Here is an 18,468-nt window from a genome sequence, read left to right as displayed (position 1 = left end):
ATGCAAACCGAATAATTGAGTCCGCGTAAAAATCAGTTTCATGCTGTTCCAACGTGATCAGTCAAGAGGGATCATCCAGCTAGTGCCCTTGCAATGGACCACGTCGCTGCGGATTAAGAAACGACAAGGCGCGCTCAGTGGGCGCTCAGTGGGCGCTCAGTGTATGCAGCTGCTGCCCGCAAGCCAAGGCGATTGAGAAGATTCCTTAATCTTCCCCCTTGAAGGCAACCACGGCCTTGTGCACAAGGTGACGGGCAAGCAGTGCCGGCGGCATGCGCAGCCAATGCGCGCGCACGAACAGCATGCGTCCCGCCAGCGCGCTGTAACCGTGGTAGCAACTTGGATGGTGCGGCAGCAGAGCCCGGCCATACAGCGCATCCATCAAGCGCATCAGTGGTGGCGCCGGGGCAAACCGTTGCGCCGCCTGCAGCGTTGCCATCGGTACCGGCGTTCCCAGCAGCCGGCTGGAAAAGTGCAAGGCATAAAACACGGCTCGCTCCAGATCCAGTTCTCTTGCCCGCGCAAGCAGTTCCGACCAGAAGCCGGGCAGGGCAGCGAAGCCGCGCAGCAGCAGATCGAGATCACTCAGGTCGCGCAGGCCCTTTTCCAGCTCCTCTTCATGAAACAGATGGCAGGCGCTGTGGATCACCATGTCAACCGGCGCCAGCACCAGCACACCAGGCCGCTCGGGCAGCGCACGGGCGGCGGCAATGAGCCTGGCGGAATCCGGTTTGCTGGAAGCCGTTATCGGCAGGATGGCATGGTGCACATCCACCACCGTCATGCGCCGTCCATGCTGCATCGGCGGCAGTTCATGCATCCATGCCCGGTAGTAGCGGTCATCGTAGGCGCTATGGTGGCTGGTAGCCCAGCCGTGCATCATCAGCGCAGCCTCGGCCTGGTTGATGCGCGCCCTCGGTACCAGGATATCGATATCGGCAAAACTGCGGCCACTGGCAGCGGGCACGCCGGCGGCCAGATAGGCTGCGCCCTTGAGCAGGATCAGCGGCAACCCGACGCTGCCAAGCGCCTGCCTGATCTGCGTGATTTCCCACTCCACCGCTTCGCGGTGGCGCTGGGCCACCAGCAGGGCGCCCTCGAAATGGGGCGCCACCTGCGGCGCGATCGCGTCGGGCGCATGGCGCTGGGCCAGGAGAGCAAGACGCGCAATCAGCTGGGCTGCGCGCGCCTGGCGCAGCAGCAGGTCCCATTCCGCCGGAGACAAGTGGCGCAGGCATTCCGGGTCGCGCAGGACCCGTACCAGGACAGGTGCGGCCTTCACCGCTTGCCTGCCTGGCTGGCCAGCCGGTCGAATGCGGCGATCGCTTCATCGAGCACGCTGTAGCGCAAGTCGTAGCAATCGGAATGCGCGACCACGCCCTTGAGTGCTTCAAACCCGGCGGCACCGAGCCGGGTGTAATTGAAGGCATTGTCGGCCACGCGCATGAAAGCGCGGCTGCGCGGCACCGGCGTCAGCGACAGTGCTGCATCCGCTTCATAACGCGGAAAGATGATCCAGCCTGGCGCGGCGACCTGATCGGCGCATTCAATGCTTTCGCTCGGCGCCTTCATCTGCGCCACCGTACCCTTGATCGTATCCGTCACACTGGGACTGAAGGTGGCATGCGGCACGTAGCGCTTGATCACATCGATCGAGGCATTCTTCAGGCTGACGGGCCTGGGCAGGGGAACCAGCGCCGCGTCATCGATCCGGATCAGCGTCAGTTCATCCGACAGCAGCCGCCAGCCATGATGAATCAGCGCGGCGCACAGGGTGCTCTTGCCCGAGCCGGGCGGCGCCGGCAGGATGGCGGCGTGGCCGTTCCTCTCGACCACGGCGGCATGAATGATCAGGTAATGCTGGGCCTGGCTGGAGACGCACCAGTTCAGGCCCCATTCAAACATGGGAAATGCCTGGCCGGCGGGCAAGGCCGCAAAGGGCGCATGGCCATCCGCGATGAAGTCCACCTGCGGCCTGAGCCAGCGACGCAGGCCGCGCGGCGGCGCGAGCTCGACATGGAAGTCGGCGTAAGGGCCTTCGAGCAGTGGGTAATCGCTGTAGAGCAGGCCGAATGAGGCAGCCACCTGTTCGAGGCGCGTGCGCAGGTGGGCAACGAAGGTTCCGGTACGAAAGTACACCCCATCGGCCATCAGGCGCTGCCGTAATTCGGCGTCTGGCAGTGCGGAAATCTTCAAGATGGGATAGGCTCGATCAGGCTAAGGGCGGCAAGTTCGCCCAGCAGTGTCTCCGTCAGCGCCGCAGGGACAATGCCGGCGTCAAGTTCCCATTCGCTGGCTAGAAAACCGGCAAGGGTGTCGCTGTTGGCAGGGCCTTGCTGCAGGCGTTCCAGCAGGCTGACCGCAATGCCGCTCAGCAGATGGGTGTCGCCTGAAAGGTCATTGTAGACAACCGTTTCCTCGTCGTCCGGCAACATGCGAAGGCGCTGTCCGGCGCGTAGCTTCCAGTTCATCTAGACGCCAGACTGCGCGCGCATCAGCCAAGGTTATTCGGTGGCGTGAAAGGCCGGCCCTGGGTAGAGCCAAGGTAGTTCATGATGTCGTCCTCGCTCCACTTGATGCCGGCGCTTGGCGTGTAAATGCCATTGGCTTGCCATTCCTTGAATATGGCGATGGCCTGCAGGTCGGTTGGGTGGCTGTTCAGTCCGGCCTTGAAGTTAAGGTAGGCCGCGATGAGGGACTTGACCACGCCGGGCGTCTCGCCACCGTTCAGCGCCTCATACAAAGTCGCCTCGTCAAGCGAAGTGCTCTTGGCGGCCTGACCTGGCGGCAAATCCTTCTTGTCAACGCGGCTGGGGAACGCATCGTAGAATTTTTGCGGCGTGCCGGTTCGGAACATCAGGCTTGAACTGCCGAAGACATCGATGAAGCGGGTTTCCTTCGGAACTGGCCACTGACGGTTCGGGTCCAGCCAATTTGCCGCTGCGACGCCATCGCATGCAACAGCATCTTGGTTATGCTGGCTCAGGTTCGCAGAAGCAAAACCGGAAGGCGACTTGCAGGCTGTCTGGGCCAATACGGAGCGGCTGGTGAGAGTAAGAATGACCGCGGATGCACCCACGCCGGCACGGGTGAACCTGCGGCGCGATGGATTACGCACCTGTGGAGGCGTCGTCGCTTCGCCGTTTTGTGGCTGGCGACCCGTTTCCTCATGTCCAGAATTTTCCATCGTCATGTTGTGAACTCCCTATCCTCGAATGACGCAATTTTAACCGTCTACTTTAATACTAACAGAAGGCGATTCAAAGTTGACAATTAGAATGATGTCTGCTTGCTATTACTTTGACGCTACGCAACATGAAGTTGTAAATATCACATCATATCCGGCGGTTGTCGGCATTATGCTTCCAAAACCTTCAGCTTCGTAAGACTTAGGAAGCCGATCAGCAGTCGTGTTGCGCAATTAGTTGCAAATAATATAATGAAATTATCGCACGTGTTCTGCGTAGGTGATTCGAATTCGGTCAACAAGGTTTCCATTGAAAGGTCGTTGCATGCGTTTTTCGCTTTTCGCCAAATTTTTCTGTTGTGCCGCTGTGTTGTCCGGCAGCGTCGCGGCCCAGGCCGACAGCGCAATTTCTGCGCATGGCCTGGGTGGGCGCAGGCCGCAGGCATTGGTCGAGGAAGCTGCACGCTATGAACATGCGGAAGGGGTGCCGCGGGATTATGCCCGTGCCATCGAGCTTTATTGCGCGGCGGCCAGGGCTGGCAGCGCTGAAGGACAGTATGGCCTCGGATGGATGTATGCCAACGGCAGGGGCGTTGTCCGCGACGACGGCATTGCAGCGCATCTGTTCGGACTGGCCGCCGAGCAGGGCCATGTCCAGGCTGGCACGATGCGCCAGCTCGCTTCCAGCAAGCCGGTAGCGCCGCCCTGCATGATGCCGCAGCCGGTCGCCGCCGCAGTCTCCGTGCCGGCCGGTCCGGCGCCGAATTATCCGCGCGGCCACATCTACAACACCGTCGGCAAGGTGTCGTTCAAATATGAGATTGATCCGGAACTGGTGCTGGCATTCATTGCCGTTGAATCCGGTTTCAATGCCAAGGCGGTGTCGCCCAGAAATGCGCAGGGCCTGATGCAGCTGATTCCGGAAACCGCGCAGCGCTTCCGCGTCAAGGACGCCTTCAACGCCGAGGACAACATCAAGGGCGGCGTCGCGTATCTCCAATGGCTGCTGGCGTTTTTCAAGGGCAATGTGCCCCTGGTGGCCGCCGCCTACAATGCCGGCGAGAGGGCGGTGGAGAAATATCGCGGCATTCCGCCTTATCCGGAAACCCGCGATTACGTACGCCGCATTACCGCGCTATACCGCAAGACCACGCATCCGTATCAGGAAGGATTGGTGCAGGCCTCGCCCATCCTCGCTGCTTCTGCCGGCGCTTCCAGCGTCAAATAGGCGGATCGAGCGGGCGGTCTGCCGCTGGCACGCACCACGGGATGATCCAGCCCGCAACGCATAGCATCACCTGGGTAATGTCGCCGTAGCGGCCGTGAAACTGCTGCTGCCATTCCAGCGCAAAGACCGCGACAGCAGTCAGCACGGCGCCGACGAGCGCGATGCGGCGTGTCCCGCCGTTGGGCAAGGCAATGCGCATGAACCAGGCCAGCGCCATGAACAGCCACAGCAGTTCGAGGATGTTGGACAGCCCGGCGACGCTGCGCATCTGGCCGGTAAACAGCGTCCAGTTGAACTCCGCCACCATCCAGGGCGGGCCTGGCGCGAGCTCTGCAATCGCGAACCCGAGCACAATCATCAGCATGCCTGTCCAGGGCAGGATGCGTAGCGGCAGAGTGCGCAGCAGCAGGCTGGCCAGCAGCGCAAGGCCGGCCCCGGCGCAAGCCTCCAGAGACAGCACCCGGCCGACGATGAGCGCCTTGGCCATCAGCATCGCCAGAACCGTCAGCGCAAACAGGCGCAGCGCTGGTTTGCCGGGGCGCGCCAGCAGCAGGATCAGCGCGCCCATGCCGCTGAACAGGCAGGCATAGGTCAGCAACTGCGTCATCACGATCAGGCGCGGGTCGTGCAACGCATGCCACAGGCCTGACAGCGCCCGGCGCAGATGGCTTACGTCCAGGGTAGGCACCAGCGGGCTGGTCTGCGACAGCAGCCACAGAGCTGCAATCACCAGCCCCGTATTGGCCAGCGCGCCATGCCGGAACCAGCGGTCGCGCCAGGCCAGCGCCAACGCGCCCGATAGCGTGTGCCGCAGCATGGTGCCGGCGAGCAGGGCGCCCAGGCCGCTGCCCAGCGCATTCATCGCAATGTCCACCAGCGAAGCGACCCGCGCCGGGTTGAATTGCTGCAGGCATTCCATGGCCATGCTGAGTGCGGTTCCCATGATGGTGGCAAGCAGCGCCGCCGGTCTGGCCTGCATGCGCCCCGCCAGCCAGAGCGCGGCAAGCAGCCCGAACGGGGCATAGACCAGCACATTCTGCAGCACGTCGGCCTTGTCGAGATGGGCTGGCCAGTGCAGCAGGAACGCCATCGCCGGCAGCGCCGGCGCTTGCCAGTGACTGAATGGGTACAGGCTGCCGTACACCAGCAGTGCGGCATAGCAGCACAGCGCGACCAACAGGCGCCAGGCGGAGCGGGCGGGGACAAGCGGCGTGGAAAGCGGAAAGTCGTGCGGCATGGAAGAGGGAGCGTCAATCTTGATCAGACCCGGGTGGAGGCGGATTGTACGCGAGTAGAATGGCACGCGAGTTGCTGCCTGCTAAGCATGGCTCTTCCGGTATTCCACCTTCACAAGGCTTTTCTCTCTATGTCAAAAACCATACTCGTGACCGGCGCGTCCGGATTCATCGGCTCACATACCTGCGTCGAACTGCTGCAAAGCGGGTTTGATGTCGTCGCGCTGGACAACCTCTGCAACAGTTCGCGCAAGGCGCTCGACCGGGTGCGCCAGATCACCGGCAAGGACTTCCCGCTGCATGAAGCCGACATCCGGGACCGCGCCGCGCTCGATGCCGTGCTTTCCCGGCACCGCATCGATGCGGTGATCCATTTCGCCGGCCTGAAGGCGGTGGGAGAGTCGGTCGAAAAGCCGCTGCTGTACTTCGACAATAACGTCGGCGGCAGCGTGAACCTGCTCGAGGCGCTGACCGCTGCCGGGGTGAAGACCTTCGTGTTCAGCTCGTCGGCCACGGTCTATGGCGACCCCGAGGCATTGCCGCTGGTGGAAAGCGCCCGCCTGTCCGTCACCAATCCCTATGGCCGCTCCAAGCTGATGGTGGAACAGATCCTGGGCGACCTGGAGAGTTCGGACGCATCCTGGCGCATTGGCGTGCTGCGCTATTTCAATCCGGTCGGGGCTCATGAAAGCGGCCTGATCGGCGAGGACCCGCGCGGCATTCCGAACAACCTGATGCCCTTCATTGCGCAGGTGGCGGTGGGTCGCCGGGAAAAGCTGTCCGTGTTCGGCAACGACTATCCAACGCCGGACGGCACCGGCGTGCGTGACTATATCCACGTGGTGGACCTCGCCAAGGGCCATGTGGCGGCACTGAACCGCCTGTTTGCGCACGAGGGCGGCTTCACGGTCAACCTCGGCACCGGCCAGGGTTACAGCGTGCTGGAAACGGTGAAGGCATTCGAGGAGGCAAGCGGCCGGCCGGTGCCGTATCAGGTGGTGCCACGGCGTCCGGGCGACATTGCCAGCTGCTACGCATCGCCGGACCTTGCGGCGCAACTGCTGGGATGGCGTGCCGAGAAGGGCATGCGCCAGATGTGCGAGGACCACTGGCGCTGGCAGAGCGGTAATCCGGAAGGCTTCGGCGAGGACTGAGGCTGGCTTGCAACGGCGCCATTGCTTCGATGGCGCCGCTGTTGCAGGCCAATGAGCCAATGCAATGACAGAATCGCGTGCCAGCGTTGGCCGAGGTGCGAGAGGTGCGCCAGGTCCGGAAAAAGAAAAAGGCTGGTTGACGACGTCAACCAGCCTTTCAAATCGTGGTGCCCACGGAGGGACTCGAACCCCCACACCTCGCGGCACATGGACCTGAACCATGCGCGTCTACCAATTCCGCCACGTGGGCCTTGGGATCTGCTGCTTCCCAAAGAAGACTGGCATTATAGAGACTAATTCCCCGAAGTCAACACGGCTTGAGCGATTTCTTGCAACTGGCATAGTTCTAGGCGAATGAAGCCTTAGTCCGGTACACTACCCGCTCAATTTTTAACCACCAACACCACACGCTCTTGAGCCAATTTCCCTATTCCATACCCAGCCGCGAAGACATCCTCGGCATCCTCCGTACCGCAAGCGAACCGCAAGACGCAAGCACCATCGCCGCGGCGCTGCATGTGGGGCCCGATGAAACCGAGGGCCTGATGCGCCGGCTGAATGCAATGGAGCGCGACGGCCAGATCAACTCGGAGCGCAGCGGCATCTACAAGCTGAGCCACATGCCCAACTTCGTTGAAGGCAAGGTCAGCGGCCACCGCGACGGCTACGGCTTCCTGATTCCCGACGACGGCGGCGACGACCTGTTCCTGTCCGAGAAGGAAATGCAAAAGGTGCTGCATGGCGACCGGGTCAAGGCGCGCGTTACCGGCACCGACCGCCGCGGCCGGCCCGAAGGCACCATCGTCGAAGTGGTGGAGCGCGCCAATACCCGCGTGATCGGCCGCCTGCTCAACGAGAACGGCGCCTGGATCGTGGTGCCCGAAGACAAGCGCATAGGCCAGGATATCCTGCTGGCCGGCTCGCCGGGCAAGGCCAAGAGCGGACAGGTGGTGAGCGTCGAACTGACCGAGCAGCCATCCCGTTATACCCAGCCGGTGGGCCGGGTGATCGAAGTGCTGGGCGACATCGACGACCCCGGCATGGAGATCGAGATCGCGGTGCGCAAGTTCGGCGTGCCGCACGAATTTTCCGAGGCCGCGAAAAAGCAGGCGGCCAAGCTGCCCGCCGAAGTGCGCGAGGCCGACCTCGAGGGCCGGGTCGACCTGCGCGACATCCCGATGGTGACCATCGACGGCGAGGACGCCCGCGACTTCGACGATGCCGTGTATTGCGAGCCGGTGAAGATAGGCCGCAGCAAGGGCTACCGCCTGATCGTGGCCATTGCCGACGTCAGCCATTACGTGCGCCCCAACGACGCGCTCGATGCCGACGCGCTGGAGCGCAGCACCTCGGTGTATTTTCCGCGCCGCGTGATTCCGATGCTGCCGGAAAAGCTGTCGAACGGGCTGTGCTCCCTGAACCCCCATGTCGACCGCCTGACCCTGGTCTGCGATGCGGTCATCACCGCCAAGGGCGAGATCAAGGCTTACCAGTTCTATCCGGCGGTCATTCATTCGGCTGCGCGCCTGACCTACAACGAGGTCGCCGCCATCCTGACCAATACCCGCGGCGTGGAAGCGGCGCGCCGGCAGGAGCTGGTGCCGCATCTGCAGAACCTGTACGACCTGTTCCACGTGCTGCTGCAGGCACGCCATGCACGTGGCGCGATCGATTTCGAAACCACCGAGACCTATATCGTCATCAACGGCGCCGGCAAGATCGAGCAGATCCTGCCGCGCACCCGCAATGACGCGCACCGCCTGATCGAGGAATGCATGCTGGCGGCCAATGTCTGCGCCGCCGACCTGCTGGAGCGCCACAAGCATCCGACGCTGTTCCGGGTCCATGCCAGCCCGAGCAAGGAGAAGCTGGACCAGCTGCGCACCTTCCTGAAGCAGATGGGCCTGAACCTGGGCGGCGGCGACTCGCCCAGCGCGTCCGATTACGCCGAGCTGCTGCCCAAGATCAAGCTGCGTCCCGATGCGCTGCTCTTGCAGACCATGCTGCTGCGCTCGATGCAGCAGGCGGTCTACAGCCCGGAAAACATCGGCCACTTCGGCTTGTCCTATGAAGCCTATGCCCACTTCACCAGTCCGATCCGGCGCTATCCCGACCTGCTGACGCATCGCGCGATCAAGGCCATCCTGCAAGGCAAGCGCTACGATCCACGCGGCATCGAGGTCAGCGAGCTCAACACACAGCTTTCGCCGGCCGGCCGGCGCAAGGCCGCGCAGGACAAGGCCAGCGGCAAGAAGAAGCTCGATGGCGACTACGCGATCTGGGAATCGCTGGGCGTGCATTGCTCGGCCAACGAGCGTCGCGCGGACGAAGCCTCGCGCGATGTGGAAGCATGGCTGAAGTGCTACTTCATCCGCGACCGTCTGGGAGAGGAGTTCACCGGCACGATTTCCGGCGTTGCGTCCTTCGGCATTTTCGTTCAGCTCGATACCCTGTTCATCGAGGGGCTGGTCCATGTGACCGAGCTGGGCGCCGACTATTTCCAGTACGACGACACCCGCCATGAATTGCGCGGCGAGCGCACCGGCATGCGCTACCAGCTGACCGACCGGGTGACGGTACAGGTCAGCCGGGTCGACCTCGATGCCCGCAAGATCGACCTTCGCCTGGTCAACGAGCCGGGCATTCACACCCAGCTGAAGAGCGAGGCGCGGCGCGCGGACGGCGAGCAGGGCGGTCGCAAGAAGAAGCGCGGCAAGTCCGACGATGCGCCTGCAGGCAGTCCGGCGAATCAGGCCACTGCCGCAGGCCAGCCGGCCGAAACGGCTGTCGACACCCGGCAGGCGCCGCGCAAGGCGCGTGGCGCCAACGGTGGCGCCAACGGCAATAACCATAGCAATGGCAATGGCGGGAATGGCGGCAATAACGCCAGCAATGGCAATGGCGGCAGCCGCAAGCCACGCGGCGCGACAGGCGCTGCGCCCAAGGCGCGTGGTTCCCGCAAAAGCGCCGGCGACAAGGCCGGCGGCAAGAAGAAACGACAAAAGTAAATGAAAAGCAAACTGATTTTCGGCTTCCACGCCGTGACCGCACGGCTGCGCCATGAAGCGGAAAGCATAGAAGAAATCTACGTCGATGCAGGACGCCACGATCCACGCATGCGCGAACTGCTGCGGACAGTGCAGGCCGCCGGCGTGCGGGTCATCCAGGCAGACGAGCAGCGCCTGTCGAGCATGGTGGGCAGCCGCCGGCACCAGGGCGTGGTGGCCAAGGCCGGCGCGATATCGCTGGCGCGCAATCTCGACGAGCTGCTGGACATGGTGGTCGGTCCGCCCCTGCTGCTGATCCTCGACGGCATCACCGATCCCCATAATCTCGGCGCCTGCCTGCGGGTCGCCGACGGCGCGGGCGCGCATGCGGTGATTGCACCCAAGGACCGGGCGGTTGGCCTCAATGCCACTGCCGCCAAGGTGGCCAGCGGCGCCGCCGACACCGTGCCCTACATCACCGTGACCAACCTGGCCCGCACCATGCGCGAGCTGAAGGAGCGCGACATCTGGCTCATCGGCACCACCGAGGACGCGGAAAAAGGCCTGTACGAAGCCGACTTCAGCGGCGGTACCGCGCTGGTGATGGGTTCGGAAGGCGAGGGCATGCGCCGCCTGACCCGCGAAACCTGCGACCTGCTGGTCAATGTGCCGATGCTGGGCTCGGTGGAAAGCCTGAACGTGTCGGTGGCTTCGGGCGTGTGCCTGTACGAGGCGCGCCGCCAGCGCATCGTCAAGGGCCTCTGATCCGACCCTGACTGGCTGCTGGTCCCATGGCGGCGCGATTTGCCGCTACCATCGGTGTCTCCCGTTTCGATTCCGCTTATTCCATGTTCACCCGGCTGCGCGAGGATATTGCCAACATCATGCAGCACGACCCGGCGGCCCGCAGCCGCTGGGAAGTGCTGACCTGCTATCCAGGACTGCATGCCGTCCTGATGCACCGGCTGGCCCATCGCTGCTGGAAGGGCGGCCTGCACTGGACGGCGCGCTTCATTTCCCATATCGGACGCTTCCTGACCGGCATCGAGATCCATCCCGGCGCCACCCTCGGCCGCCGTGTCTTCATCGACCATGGCTTCGGCGTGGTGATAGGCGAGACCGCGGTGGTCGGCGACGACTGCACCATCTATCAGGGCGTGACCCTCGGCGGGACCTCGCTGGTCAAGGGCGCCAAGCGCCATCCCACGCTGGAGCGCGGCGTGCTGATCGGCGCCGGTGCCAAGGTGCTGGGCGGCTTTACGGTCGGCGAGGGCGCGACCGTCGGTTCCAATGCGGTGGTGGTCAAGCCGGTGCCGGCCGGCGCCACCGCGGTAGGCAACCCGGCGCGCATCCTGGAAAAGGACGAGGCCAGCCCGGCGCGGCAAGCGGCGGCGCGGATGTTTGCCGCCTACGGCGTCACGCCCGATGCCGACGATCCGCTGTCCAAGGCGCTGCATGGCCTGATCAACCAGACCGCCACCCAGGAAGCCCAGTTGCAGCGCATTCTGGCCGCGCTGCAGGCCGCAGGCATTGCCTGCGACAAGCTGGCCGACCTCGACCGTTTCGACCCCGACCAGCTCAACCGGCTGGTGGAATAGGAGAGTTTGATGAGCGACGATCTGCCGCTGGATGCGGTTGAAGTACGTGTGCTGGCGGTGCTGGCCGAGAAGGAGCAGCTGACGCCGGACAATTATCCGATGTCGCTCAATGCACTGGTCAATGGCTGCAACCAGCTGTCCAGCCGCGACCCGGTGCTGACGCTGGCCGAAGAGGAAGTGCAGGACGCGCTCGACCGGCTGATGGCCAAAAAGCTGGCCGCCGAGGTCAGCCAGGCCGGCGCGCGGGTGGCCAAATACGAGCACCGCATGCGGCTGCGCTGGACGCTGGAACAGGACCGGCTGGCTGCGCTGGTGATGCTGATGCTGCGCGGCCCGCAGACCGCGGCCGAAGTGCGCAGCCGCGCCGGCCGCATGCATGAGTTCGGCAGCGCTGCCGCGGTCGAGGAAGCGCTGCAGTTCCTGATCGACAAATATCCGCCGCTGGCGGTGAAGCTGGCCCGCGCGCCCGGCGCCAAGGAAGCCCGCTATGCGCATCTGCTGACCGGCGAGACGGCCGAGGCCGTCGAGCAGGCCAGCGCGCAGGCGGTCGCCGCGCCGCGGCAGGACCGGGTATCGCAGCTGGAGGCCGAGGTGGCGCAGTTGCGGGAAGAACTGGCCAGGCTGTCAGCGGAATTCGCGGAGTTCAGGCGTTTGCTGGAATAGACGCCCAGTCCGGTGATGCAATGACAAATGGCGCCCGGGGGCGCCATCTTATTTTGCCGATCGACTGCTATTACAGCGTCTTCAGCGCGGCCTTGGCTTCCTCCGCCTTGCCTGATGCGCCGCCCTTGGCGATGACTTCCTCCAGGTTCTTGCGGGCGGCTTCCTTGTCGCCCGCCTTCATCTGGGCCATCGCCAGGTTGTAGCGGATGTTGACTGCAGCGGGCGCGGCTGCGGCGGCCTTTTCCAAGTAGGGCAGGCCGCGCTTGATGTCGCCGCGCTCCACCAGGATATAGCCCAGCGTATCCATCACCGCCGGATTGTTCGGCGCCAGCGCCAGCGCCTTCTCCGCATACTCCACCGCGCGCGCATCCTTCTGCGCCTGGTAGGCCATTGCCAGGTTGTTCAGCGCGCCGACGTTGTTCGGCTCCTGCTTCAGCACAGCCTGGAACTGCTCGATGGCGCTCTTGCTGTCATTGTTGTTCAGGCTCATCGTGGCCATATGCAGGCGCACCGCGGTGTCCTGCGGATGATCCTTCAGCCAGGCCGCCACCTTGGCATCGGCGTCCTTGGCGCGACCGGCCTTGGTGAGCGCCTCGTGCAGCTTGACCAGCACCGCATTGCCGCCATTGGCCGCCATTGCCTGTTCATACGGCTTGATGGCGTCTGCCGGTTTCTGCTGCAGCATCATCAGGTCGCCTTCGAGCGAATAGCCGACCGGCAGCTTGGGCAACTGCTTCTGGATCTCGCGCGCGGTGGCCAGCGCGTCCTGCGGCTTGCCGGTGCGTGCCTGCACCGCCGCCAGCGCAACCTGGGCTTCCAGGTAGTCCGGCTTCAGGGAAACCGCTTTCTTGAGCGAGTCGATGGCCGCGCCCTGGTTCTGCATCAGCATCTGCACCGTGGCGATGCGGTACTGCGCCAGCGCCGAATTCGGCACCAGGCCAGCCAGTTTGCGGTAGGTGTCGAGCGCGCCATCCTTGTCGCCATTGATCAGCGCGGCCTGGCCGGAGAAGTCCAGCACTTCCGGGCTGCTCGGACTGCTCACCAGCAGCCGCTGCGCCAGCGCCTGCGCCTTCTGCTTGTCATTGATCTGCAGGTAGTGGTTGCCCAGGCGCAGGGCGGCCGGCAAATCATTGGCGTTGACATTGGCGGCGCGCTCGTACAGCGCGGTGGCTTCGTCATTCTTGCCCTGCGACTTGGCCAGGCTGGCCAGCGCGGTGATGGCCTCGACGTTGTTCTTGTCCTTTTCGATGAAGGCCTCGATGCGCGCCTTGGCGGCATCGGGCTTCTTCTCGGCCACGTCGACCTGCGCCAGGTTCACCACCGGCGCGAAGTAGGTCGGCTGCAGCTTGGCCGCTTCCTCGAAGCTGGTGCGCGCCTGCGGGAACTCGCGCCGGGCCAGGTGCACATTGCCCTTGAGCGTCTTGACGGTGGCGTCGTTCGGCTGTTCCTTTTCCAGCTTCTTCACCGCGGCAAGCGCCTGGTCGTATTCCCTCAGGCGCAAATGGTTCATCACCAGCAGCATGCCTGGCTGGGTATTCTTGGTGTCGAGGTTGCTGGCCATTTCGAGCTCGGCCATGCCGCTGGCATTCTCGCCCTGCGCCAGCTTGCTCATGCCCAGCGCGGTGCGGATCATCGGCGCCTGCGGCGCCAGCGTGGTGGCCTTCTCGAAATACTCGGTGGCCTTCTGGTAGTCCCTGGACTTCATGTAGGACTCGCCGGCCAGGCTCAGCATCTGCGGGTCGGACTGGGTCTGCTGCATCATCGGGCCGAGCACCGCCAGCGCGCGCTGCGGGTCGTTGTTCTTCAGCAGGATGGATGCCAGCAGCTTGGTGGCATACGGATTGCCGGGGTTGGCATCGATATAGCGCTTGACGTTGCGTTCGGCCTGCTCGTTGGAGCCCAGCGCAAACTGGATGGCGCCGGCCAGCAGCAGGCTGGGCAGGTGATCGGGCGCGACCTTGAGCACCTGCTGGATCGACTCCAGCGCCTGCTTGTGATTGTTCTGGCTGAAGTCCAGCAGGGCCTGCGCATAGCTGACGCTGGGCGATCCGGGCGAGAGCTTGCGGGCAGCCTCGATCTCGGCCTTGGCCTCGTCGAAGCGCTTCATCGCAATTTCAAGGTTGGCCTTGGCGATGCGGTTCTGCACGTTGTCGGGCTTGATCTTGATCGCCGCATCATAAGCCGCCATGGCCTCGTCATTCTTGTTCTGGGCGCGCAGCAGGTCGGCCTTGGCAATCAGCGACTCGGTGTTCTGCGGATTCTTGGCCACTGCCTGGTCGATCATCCGGGTAGCGCCGGCCACATCCTTTTCGGCATAGGCGATGCGGGCCAGGCCAACCAGCGCCAGCGGCGTGTCGGGCGTGATCTTCAGCGCGTCGTTATAGGCAGCCTTGGCTTCGGGGATCTTGTTCAGCGCGGTGTAGGCGTCGCCGCGGATGACCTGCGCGCCGGCGTCGTTCAGGCTGCCGGCGGCAGTGAGCGCGTCGAGCGCTTCCTGTTGCTTGCCCTGCGCCATCAATGCCCTGGCGAGCTGGGGCGCGGTCTTGTCCTTTGCCAGGCCCAGGTCCATCGCGCGGCGGATTTCCTTCTCGGCCGACAAGGGGTCGCCCGACTCGTTGTAGATGCTGCCCAGCAGGAAGCGCGCCTCGGCGTCATCCGGCTTTTTCTGCAGCGCATTCTTCAGCTGGATGATGGCGGCCTTCTGGTCGCCCTTCTGACGGTACTGGGCAGCTTCCGCTACCAGCGCTTCCGGGCTGTCGCTGCGGCCGCAGCCTGCAAGACTGCCGCCGAGCAGCAGGATTCCGGACATTACGGCGGCCGATGTGGCCAGCTTCGTTTTCTTACTTGGCATGACTTTTCCTCTGAACTTGGTGTGGCAGCGTTACCGGCACACCGATCTTGATGACGCATTCTGGCAGGCAGGGCGCACCGCTGCCGGATCGTGCAGGTATGACGCGTGTTCCTGCGGGGATGTATTGAGCTGTGCGGTGACCGATGACTGCCTTGAATCAGTTTGGCATGAGAGTACACCAACCGCCCGGCCTTGTAACACGATTCTTTATAGAATTGCACTTGTTTTGAGGAAACGCAGATAACGGCTGCCGAGGGAGACTGGCGGCCAATCACCATCCCTGATTCCATCATGTATGATCCCGGCTTATCGTTATCAGATCAATCACAGAACGCCTGACAGGATGGCTTGGGTACTGCAGCTTGAAGCCCTGCCATTGGGATTTCGCCGGCAAACCCGGTCAGAGATCGTTGGATATATTTTTCAGACGTTCGTAGTTACAGGATGGCAACAGCAGCATGCATTCACTCGAAGAAGTTAAAAACCTCGTCAGCGACACCCTGGGCCTGGGTGAACGCGGCGCCGCCCTGAAAGCGGACAGCCTCCTGCTGGGCGCGATCCCGGAGCTGGACTCGATGGCGGTGATCAACCTGATCACCGCGCTGGAAGAACAATACGGTTTCAGCATCGCCGACGACGAGATCAGCGCTGAAGTTTTCGACACCCTGGGCAGCCTGACCGCGTTCGTCGACCGGAAACTTGCCTGATGCCGGCCGCGCCCAGCCATCCGCCGGCGCGCCCGTTTTTCCTGCAAGCCAAGCCCGGCAAACGTTTCTGTCTCTACCACCCGCCGCAGGGCGCCACCCGCGGCATGGTGCTGCACCTGCCGGCCCATGCCGAGGAAATGAACAAGTCGCGCCGCATGGTGGCGCGTCAGGCGCGGCTGCTGGCGCAGCACGGCATCGGCGTACTCCAGCTTGATCTTTACGGATGCGGCGACAGCGAAGGCGATGCCGCCGATGCGCGTTGGGACATCTGGCGCGCCGATGCCGAATGCGCGCTGGCCTGGCTACGCACCCAGGCCGACATTGCGCCGACACTATGGGGGCTGCGGCTAGGTGCCTTGCTGGCGCTCGATGTTGCCCGGAAGCGGAACGATCTGGCCTCGCTTCTGCTATGGCAGCCGGTGACCGACGGGGCCGCCTACCTGACCCAGTTTCTTCGGCTGAAGCTGGCAGCCGACATGCTGGCCGCCGGCAAAGGCGAGGCAGGCGGCGTCGATGCGCTGCGGCGCCGCCTGGCCGAGGGCGCCGCCCTGGAAATCGCGGGCTATGCCCTGGCGCCGGCGCTGGCGGCAGCCATTGATGACATTGCGCTGGCCGGCATGGTCCGGCCGGAATGCGCGGTGCAGTGGCTGGATGTGGTGCCGCAAGCCGGGCGCGCCATGCCGCAGGCGCGTGCCGCGGCTGCGGCGCGCTGCGTGGAGCAGGGCTGGCAGCTGTCGACGCAGACCATACACGGGCCCGCTTTCTGGAGCAGCCAGGAAATTACCGAGGCGCCCGCGCTGCTCGATGCCAGCCTGGCCCTGCTGATGAAGGAGCCGGCTTGAACATCGTGGAGCGCGGCATCGGTTTTCATTGCGAAGGTTGCTGGCTGTACGGCGTGCTGTCGCTGCCGGCAAACGTGCCGCTGTCGGCACGGGGCGTGGTGATGGTCGTCGGCGGTCCGCAATACCGGGTCGGCAGCCATCGCCAGTTCACCCTGCTGGCCCGCGAACTGGCGTCGCAGGGCGTGCCGGTGCTGCGATTCGACTATCGCGGCATGGGAGACAGCGAAGGCGATCCCCGTGATTTTTCCGACGTGGAGGCGGACCTGTGCGCCGCCATCGACACGTTCTTCACCGAAGTGCCCGGTACAAGGGAAGTGGTGCTTTGGGGCTTGTGCGACGCCGCATCGGCAGCCATGTTCTATGCGCACCGGGACCAGCGGGTGACCGGCATGGTCCTGCTCAATCCCTGGGCCCGCACCGAGGAAGGCGCGGCGCGTGCCTACCTGCGGCACTATTACCTTTCCAGGCTGTTCGACCGGGGACTGTGGACGAAGATTGCGGCCGGCCGCTTCGACCTGGCTGCGGCCTTGCGTTCGTTCCGCGGGCTGCTTGGCAAGGCGGCGCGTGGCACCTCGGCACCGGCACCGGCAACCAGCCAGCCAGGGGAGGCCGCGCAAGCCGTCAGTCCCGGCCTGCCGGAAAAGATGCTGGACGGGTATTCGCGATTTCGCGGCCATACGCTGTTCATTACCAGCGGCGCCGATCTCACCGCCCGTGAATTCGAGGCGCTTGCCTCCGGCCGCGGATGGCGCCGGGTGATGCGTGGCAAGCGCGTAGCCCGCGAACGACTGCGGGATGCCGACCATACTTTTTCCCGCATGGAATGGCGCGACCAGGTGGCGCGCTGGACAGCCGACTGGCTGCGGCGCTGGTAAAGCCTCACGGCGGCGGCAGGCTGGTGGCGTTCCTGCCAGAGCCTGTTCTGTTATGGCCGCTTCATGACCTCCTGCTGCAGTCAGCGACACGCCCTATGGCGCAACCGCTCCGCCACGCAGCCGGCGCAGGCCGGTTTTCAGCCAGCCGCCGCCCAGGTGCACAATGGCGGCCGCGATGCCGCGCACCGAGCGCAGATTGAACGCAATGATCCCGCAGCGCTCGCGACTGTGCGACATCCAGTCGCGCTTGTAGGCATCGTCCCCGGTCAGGTAATCGACTTCGCGCACCCGGTCGATATCGATCACATGGCGCATCAGCCGTTCAGTGAGCAGGGAGCCGACCGAGAGGCTGGCGAACCGTTCGTCATAGGCCAGCTTGTAGATCGAGGCGACGCCGGCGCAGGCGATCCAGAGCTGCGCCGCGGCCGGTTCGCCATCCACGGTCGCTATTCCCAGCCGCAGCCAGCCTTGGCCGGCGCAAAGCCGCATCAGGCCCGGCATGAATTCCGGTGAAGGCTCGGGCGACTTCCAGCTCGCTGCATACACCTTCTCATAAGCGGCAATCGCGCTTTCCAGCTGCTCGCCGCCGGTCACGATGTCGAACCGCGCACGCCCGGACTTTTCCAGTTGCCGTCCCTTGCGCTTGAGCGTGTTCTTCAGGCGCGACGGTAGTCCGGCCGCGTAATCGTCGTAACAGCGTCCGGCGACATCGAGATACCAGTTGTGAAAGCAGAAATAGCGCTGCGTCGCCATGCCCGCCGCATTCAGCGCCTGCAGCAATGCTGCGAAGGAGGGGTCTGCCGGATCCAGCGGATGCAGGTCCAGGACGTCCCAACGCGGCCGTTCGGCTGCAATTGCCGCCACGAGTGCGCTGATCGCCTGGTGCCGGTTAGCCTGGACCTCGCCGACGATGCCATAAAGCGAGCTATACCAGTTGGACAGGCCTTCCAGGCGCCGCACGCCGTAACGTGCAGAAAGCTCGCGCATGGGCAGCATCAAAACCGTGTTGCCATCGTCCTTCTCGCGTACGCCATACAGGCGGAGCAGGGCGTCGCCTTCCAGGCCACTCGCAGCGAGGTGAGTGAACCATGGGAGGCCGAAGAACAAGCCTCTCTTTGTAAGCGACTGTTCGAACAACGCC

16 protein-coding genes and 1 tRNA gene are annotated in these 18,468 nt (G+C 64.0%); 9 read left to right on the top strand and 8 right to left on the bottom strand.

Annotated elements, in window-relative coordinates:
* Positions 1 to 205: 205 nt before the first annotated feature.
* From KTQ42_RS07255 to KTQ42_RS07240, 4 genes are read right to left on the bottom strand one after another with little or no spacing between them, the layout of a single operon-like run.
* Positions 206 to 1,282 (bottom strand): nucleotidyltransferase family protein, encoded by a 1,077-nt coding sequence (locus tag KTQ42_RS07255; RefSeq protein WP_217344905.1) that lies wholly within the window; start codon positions 1,280 to 1,282, stop codon positions 206 to 208.
* The gene (locus KTQ42_RS07250) at positions 1,279 to 2,196 is read right to left on the bottom strand and encodes an HprK-related kinase A (protein WP_249222673.1); all 918 of its coding nucleotides are present in this window, start codon (positions 2,194 to 2,196) and stop codon (positions 1,279 to 1,281) included. The genes KTQ42_RS07255 and KTQ42_RS07250 overlap by 4 nt, the downstream gene beginning before the upstream one ends.
* Entirely contained in the window at positions 2,193 to 2,471 is a 279-nt protein-coding gene (locus KTQ42_RS07245) for an HPr-rel-A system PqqD family peptide chaperone (RefSeq protein ID WP_217344904.1), read from the bottom strand. The genes KTQ42_RS07250 and KTQ42_RS07245 overlap by 4 nt, the downstream gene beginning before the upstream one ends.
* Positions 2,472 to 2,494: 23 nt before the next feature.
* Positions 2,495 to 3,193 carry a hypothetical protein gene (locus tag KTQ42_RS07240; protein ID WP_217344903.1) on the bottom strand — a complete coding sequence of 233 codons (699 nt, stop codon included), beginning with the start codon at positions 3,191 to 3,193 and terminating at the stop codon, positions 2,495 to 2,497.
* A 364-nt stretch (positions 3,194 to 3,557) separates the two neighbouring features.
* Here KTQ42_RS07240 and KTQ42_RS07235 point away from each other — a divergent pair, with 364 nt between their 5' ends.
* Positions 3,558 to 4,415, top strand: coding sequence for a transglycosylase SLT domain-containing protein (locus KTQ42_RS07235; protein ID WP_217344902.1), 858 nt, complete (start codon positions 3,558 to 3,560; stop codon positions 4,413 to 4,415).
* Here the strand turns inward: KTQ42_RS07235 and KTQ42_RS07230 are convergent.
* A complete protein-coding gene (locus KTQ42_RS07230; protein WP_217344901.1) occupies positions 4,408 to 5,652 on the bottom strand; it encodes a VanZ family protein in 1,245 nt (414 codons plus the stop codon). The genes KTQ42_RS07235 and KTQ42_RS07230 overlap by 8 nt on opposite strands.
* Positions 5,653 to 5,781: 129 nt before the next feature.
* Between KTQ42_RS07230 and galE the strand changes: the two genes are divergently transcribed.
* Complete coding sequence (gene galE / locus KTQ42_RS07225) at positions 5,782 to 6,804, top strand: UDP-glucose 4-epimerase GalE (protein WP_217344900.1); 1,023 nt, start codon at positions 5,782 to 5,784, stop codon at positions 6,802 to 6,804.
* Positions 6,805 to 6,969: 165 nt separating this feature from the next.
* Here galE and KTQ42_RS07220 read toward each other — a convergent pair.
* Positions 6,970 to 7,054, bottom strand: a tRNA-Leu gene (locus KTQ42_RS07220).
* A 163-nt stretch (positions 7,055 to 7,217) separates the two neighbouring features.
* On the opposite strand from KTQ42_RS07220, the gene rnr reads away from it, so the two are divergent.
* The 4 genes from rnr (at position 7,218) to KTQ42_RS07200 (ending at position 12,052) form a co-directional block, all read left to right on the top strand.
* Complete coding sequence (gene rnr / locus KTQ42_RS07215; RefSeq protein ID WP_217344899.1) at positions 7,218 to 9,812, top strand: ribonuclease R; 2,595 nt, start codon at positions 7,218 to 7,220, stop codon at positions 9,810 to 9,812.
* Positions 9,813 to 10,556 (top strand): 23S rRNA (guanosine(2251)-2'-O)-methyltransferase RlmB, encoded by a 744-nt coding sequence (gene rlmB / locus KTQ42_RS07210; protein ID WP_217344898.1) that lies wholly within the window; start codon positions 9,813 to 9,815, stop codon positions 10,554 to 10,556.
* 83 nt (positions 10,557 to 10,639) lie between these two features.
* Positions 10,640 to 11,389: a serine O-acetyltransferase gene (gene cysE, locus KTQ42_RS07205; protein ID WP_217346851.1), complete on the top strand. Its 750-nt coding sequence runs from the start codon at positions 10,640 to 10,642 to the stop codon at positions 11,387 to 11,389.
* Positions 11,390 to 11,398: 9 nt separating this feature from the next.
* The gene (locus tag KTQ42_RS07200) at positions 11,399 to 12,052 is read left to right on the top strand and encodes a DUF480 domain-containing protein (protein ID WP_217344897.1); all 654 of its coding nucleotides are present in this window, start codon (positions 11,399 to 11,401) and stop codon (positions 12,050 to 12,052) included.
* Positions 12,053 to 12,122: 70 nt separating this feature from the next.
* Here the strand turns inward: KTQ42_RS07200 and prsT are convergent, their stop codons facing one another.
* Positions 12,123 to 14,903: an XrtA/PEP-CTERM system TPR-repeat protein PrsT gene (gene prsT / locus KTQ42_RS07195; protein WP_217344896.1), complete on the bottom strand. Its 2,781-nt coding sequence runs from the start codon at positions 14,901 to 14,903 to the stop codon at positions 12,123 to 12,125.
* A gap of 458 nt (positions 14,904 to 15,361) precedes the next feature.
* Here prsT and KTQ42_RS07190 point away from each other — a divergent pair, with 458 nt between their 5' ends.
* From KTQ42_RS07190 to KTQ42_RS07180, 3 genes are read left to right on the top strand one after another with little or no spacing between them, the layout of a single operon-like run.
* Positions 15,362 to 15,610, top strand: coding sequence for an acyl carrier protein (locus KTQ42_RS07190; protein ID WP_217344895.1), 249 nt, complete (start codon positions 15,362 to 15,364; stop codon positions 15,608 to 15,610).
* Entirely contained in the window at positions 15,610 to 16,452 is an 843-nt protein-coding gene (locus tag KTQ42_RS07185; protein WP_217344894.1) for a hydrolase 2, exosortase A system-associated, read from the top strand. Before KTQ42_RS07190 ends, KTQ42_RS07185 begins: the two co-directional genes overlap by 1 nt.
* A gap of 5 nt (positions 16,453 to 16,457) precedes the next feature.
* Positions 16,458 to 17,327: a hydrolase 1, exosortase A system-associated gene (locus KTQ42_RS07180; RefSeq protein WP_349292165.1), complete on the top strand. Its 870-nt coding sequence runs from the start codon at positions 16,458 to 16,460 to the stop codon at positions 17,325 to 17,327.
* Between the two features lie 93 nt (positions 17,328 to 17,420).
* Here the strand turns inward: KTQ42_RS07180 and KTQ42_RS07175 are convergent, their stop codons facing one another.
* Positions 17,421 to 18,434 (bottom strand): GNAT family N-acetyltransferase, encoded by a 1,014-nt coding sequence (locus tag KTQ42_RS07175; protein WP_217344892.1) that lies wholly within the window; start codon positions 18,432 to 18,434, stop codon positions 17,421 to 17,423.
* Positions 18,435 to 18,468: the final 34 nt, after the last annotated feature.

Origin of the sequence: Noviherbaspirillum sp. L7-7A, assembly GCF_019052805.1 — a bacterium.
Classification (GTDB): Bacteria; Pseudomonadota; Gammaproteobacteria; order Burkholderiales; family Burkholderiaceae_D; genus Noviherbaspirillum_A.
The sequence above is the reverse complement of the archived record's forward strand: the minus strand, read 5'-3'. Positions and strand labels throughout refer to the sequence as shown.

Excerpts from the sequence above, each read along its gene's own strand:
- KTQ42_RS07245 (WP_217344904.1), bottom strand. The coding sequence starts at position 2,471 with ATGAACTGGAAGCTACGCGCCGGACAGCGCCTTCGCATGTTGCCGGAC.
- KTQ42_RS07240 (WP_217344903.1), bottom strand. The coding sequence starts at position 3,193 with ATGACGATGGAAAATTCTGGACATGAGGAAACGGGTCGCCAGCCACAA.
- KTQ42_RS07230 (WP_217344901.1), bottom strand. The coding sequence starts at position 5,652 with ATGCCGCACGACTTTCCGCTTTCCACGCCGCTTGTCCCCGCCCGCTCC.
- galE (WP_217344900.1), top strand. The coding sequence starts at position 5,782 with ATGTCAAAAACCATACTCGTGACCGGCGCGTCCGGATTCATCGGCTCA.
- rlmB (WP_217344898.1), top strand. The coding sequence starts at position 9,813 with ATGAAAAGCAAACTGATTTTCGGCTTCCACGCCGTGACCGCACGGCTG.
- cysE (WP_217346851.1), top strand. The coding sequence starts at position 10,640 with ATGTTCACCCGGCTGCGCGAGGATATTGCCAACATCATGCAGCACGAC.
- KTQ42_RS07200 (WP_217344897.1), top strand. The coding sequence starts at position 11,399 with ATGAGCGACGATCTGCCGCTGGATGCGGTTGAAGTACGTGTGCTGGCG.
- prsT (WP_217344896.1), bottom strand. The coding sequence starts at position 14,903 with ATGCCAAGTAAGAAAACGAAGCTGGCCACATCGGCCGCCGTAATGTCC.
- KTQ42_RS07190 (WP_217344895.1), top strand. The coding sequence starts at position 15,362 with ATGCATTCACTCGAAGAAGTTAAAAACCTCGTCAGCGACACCCTGGGC.
- KTQ42_RS07185 (WP_217344894.1), top strand. The coding sequence starts at position 15,610 with ATGCCGGCCGCGCCCAGCCATCCGCCGGCGCGCCCGTTTTTCCTGCAA.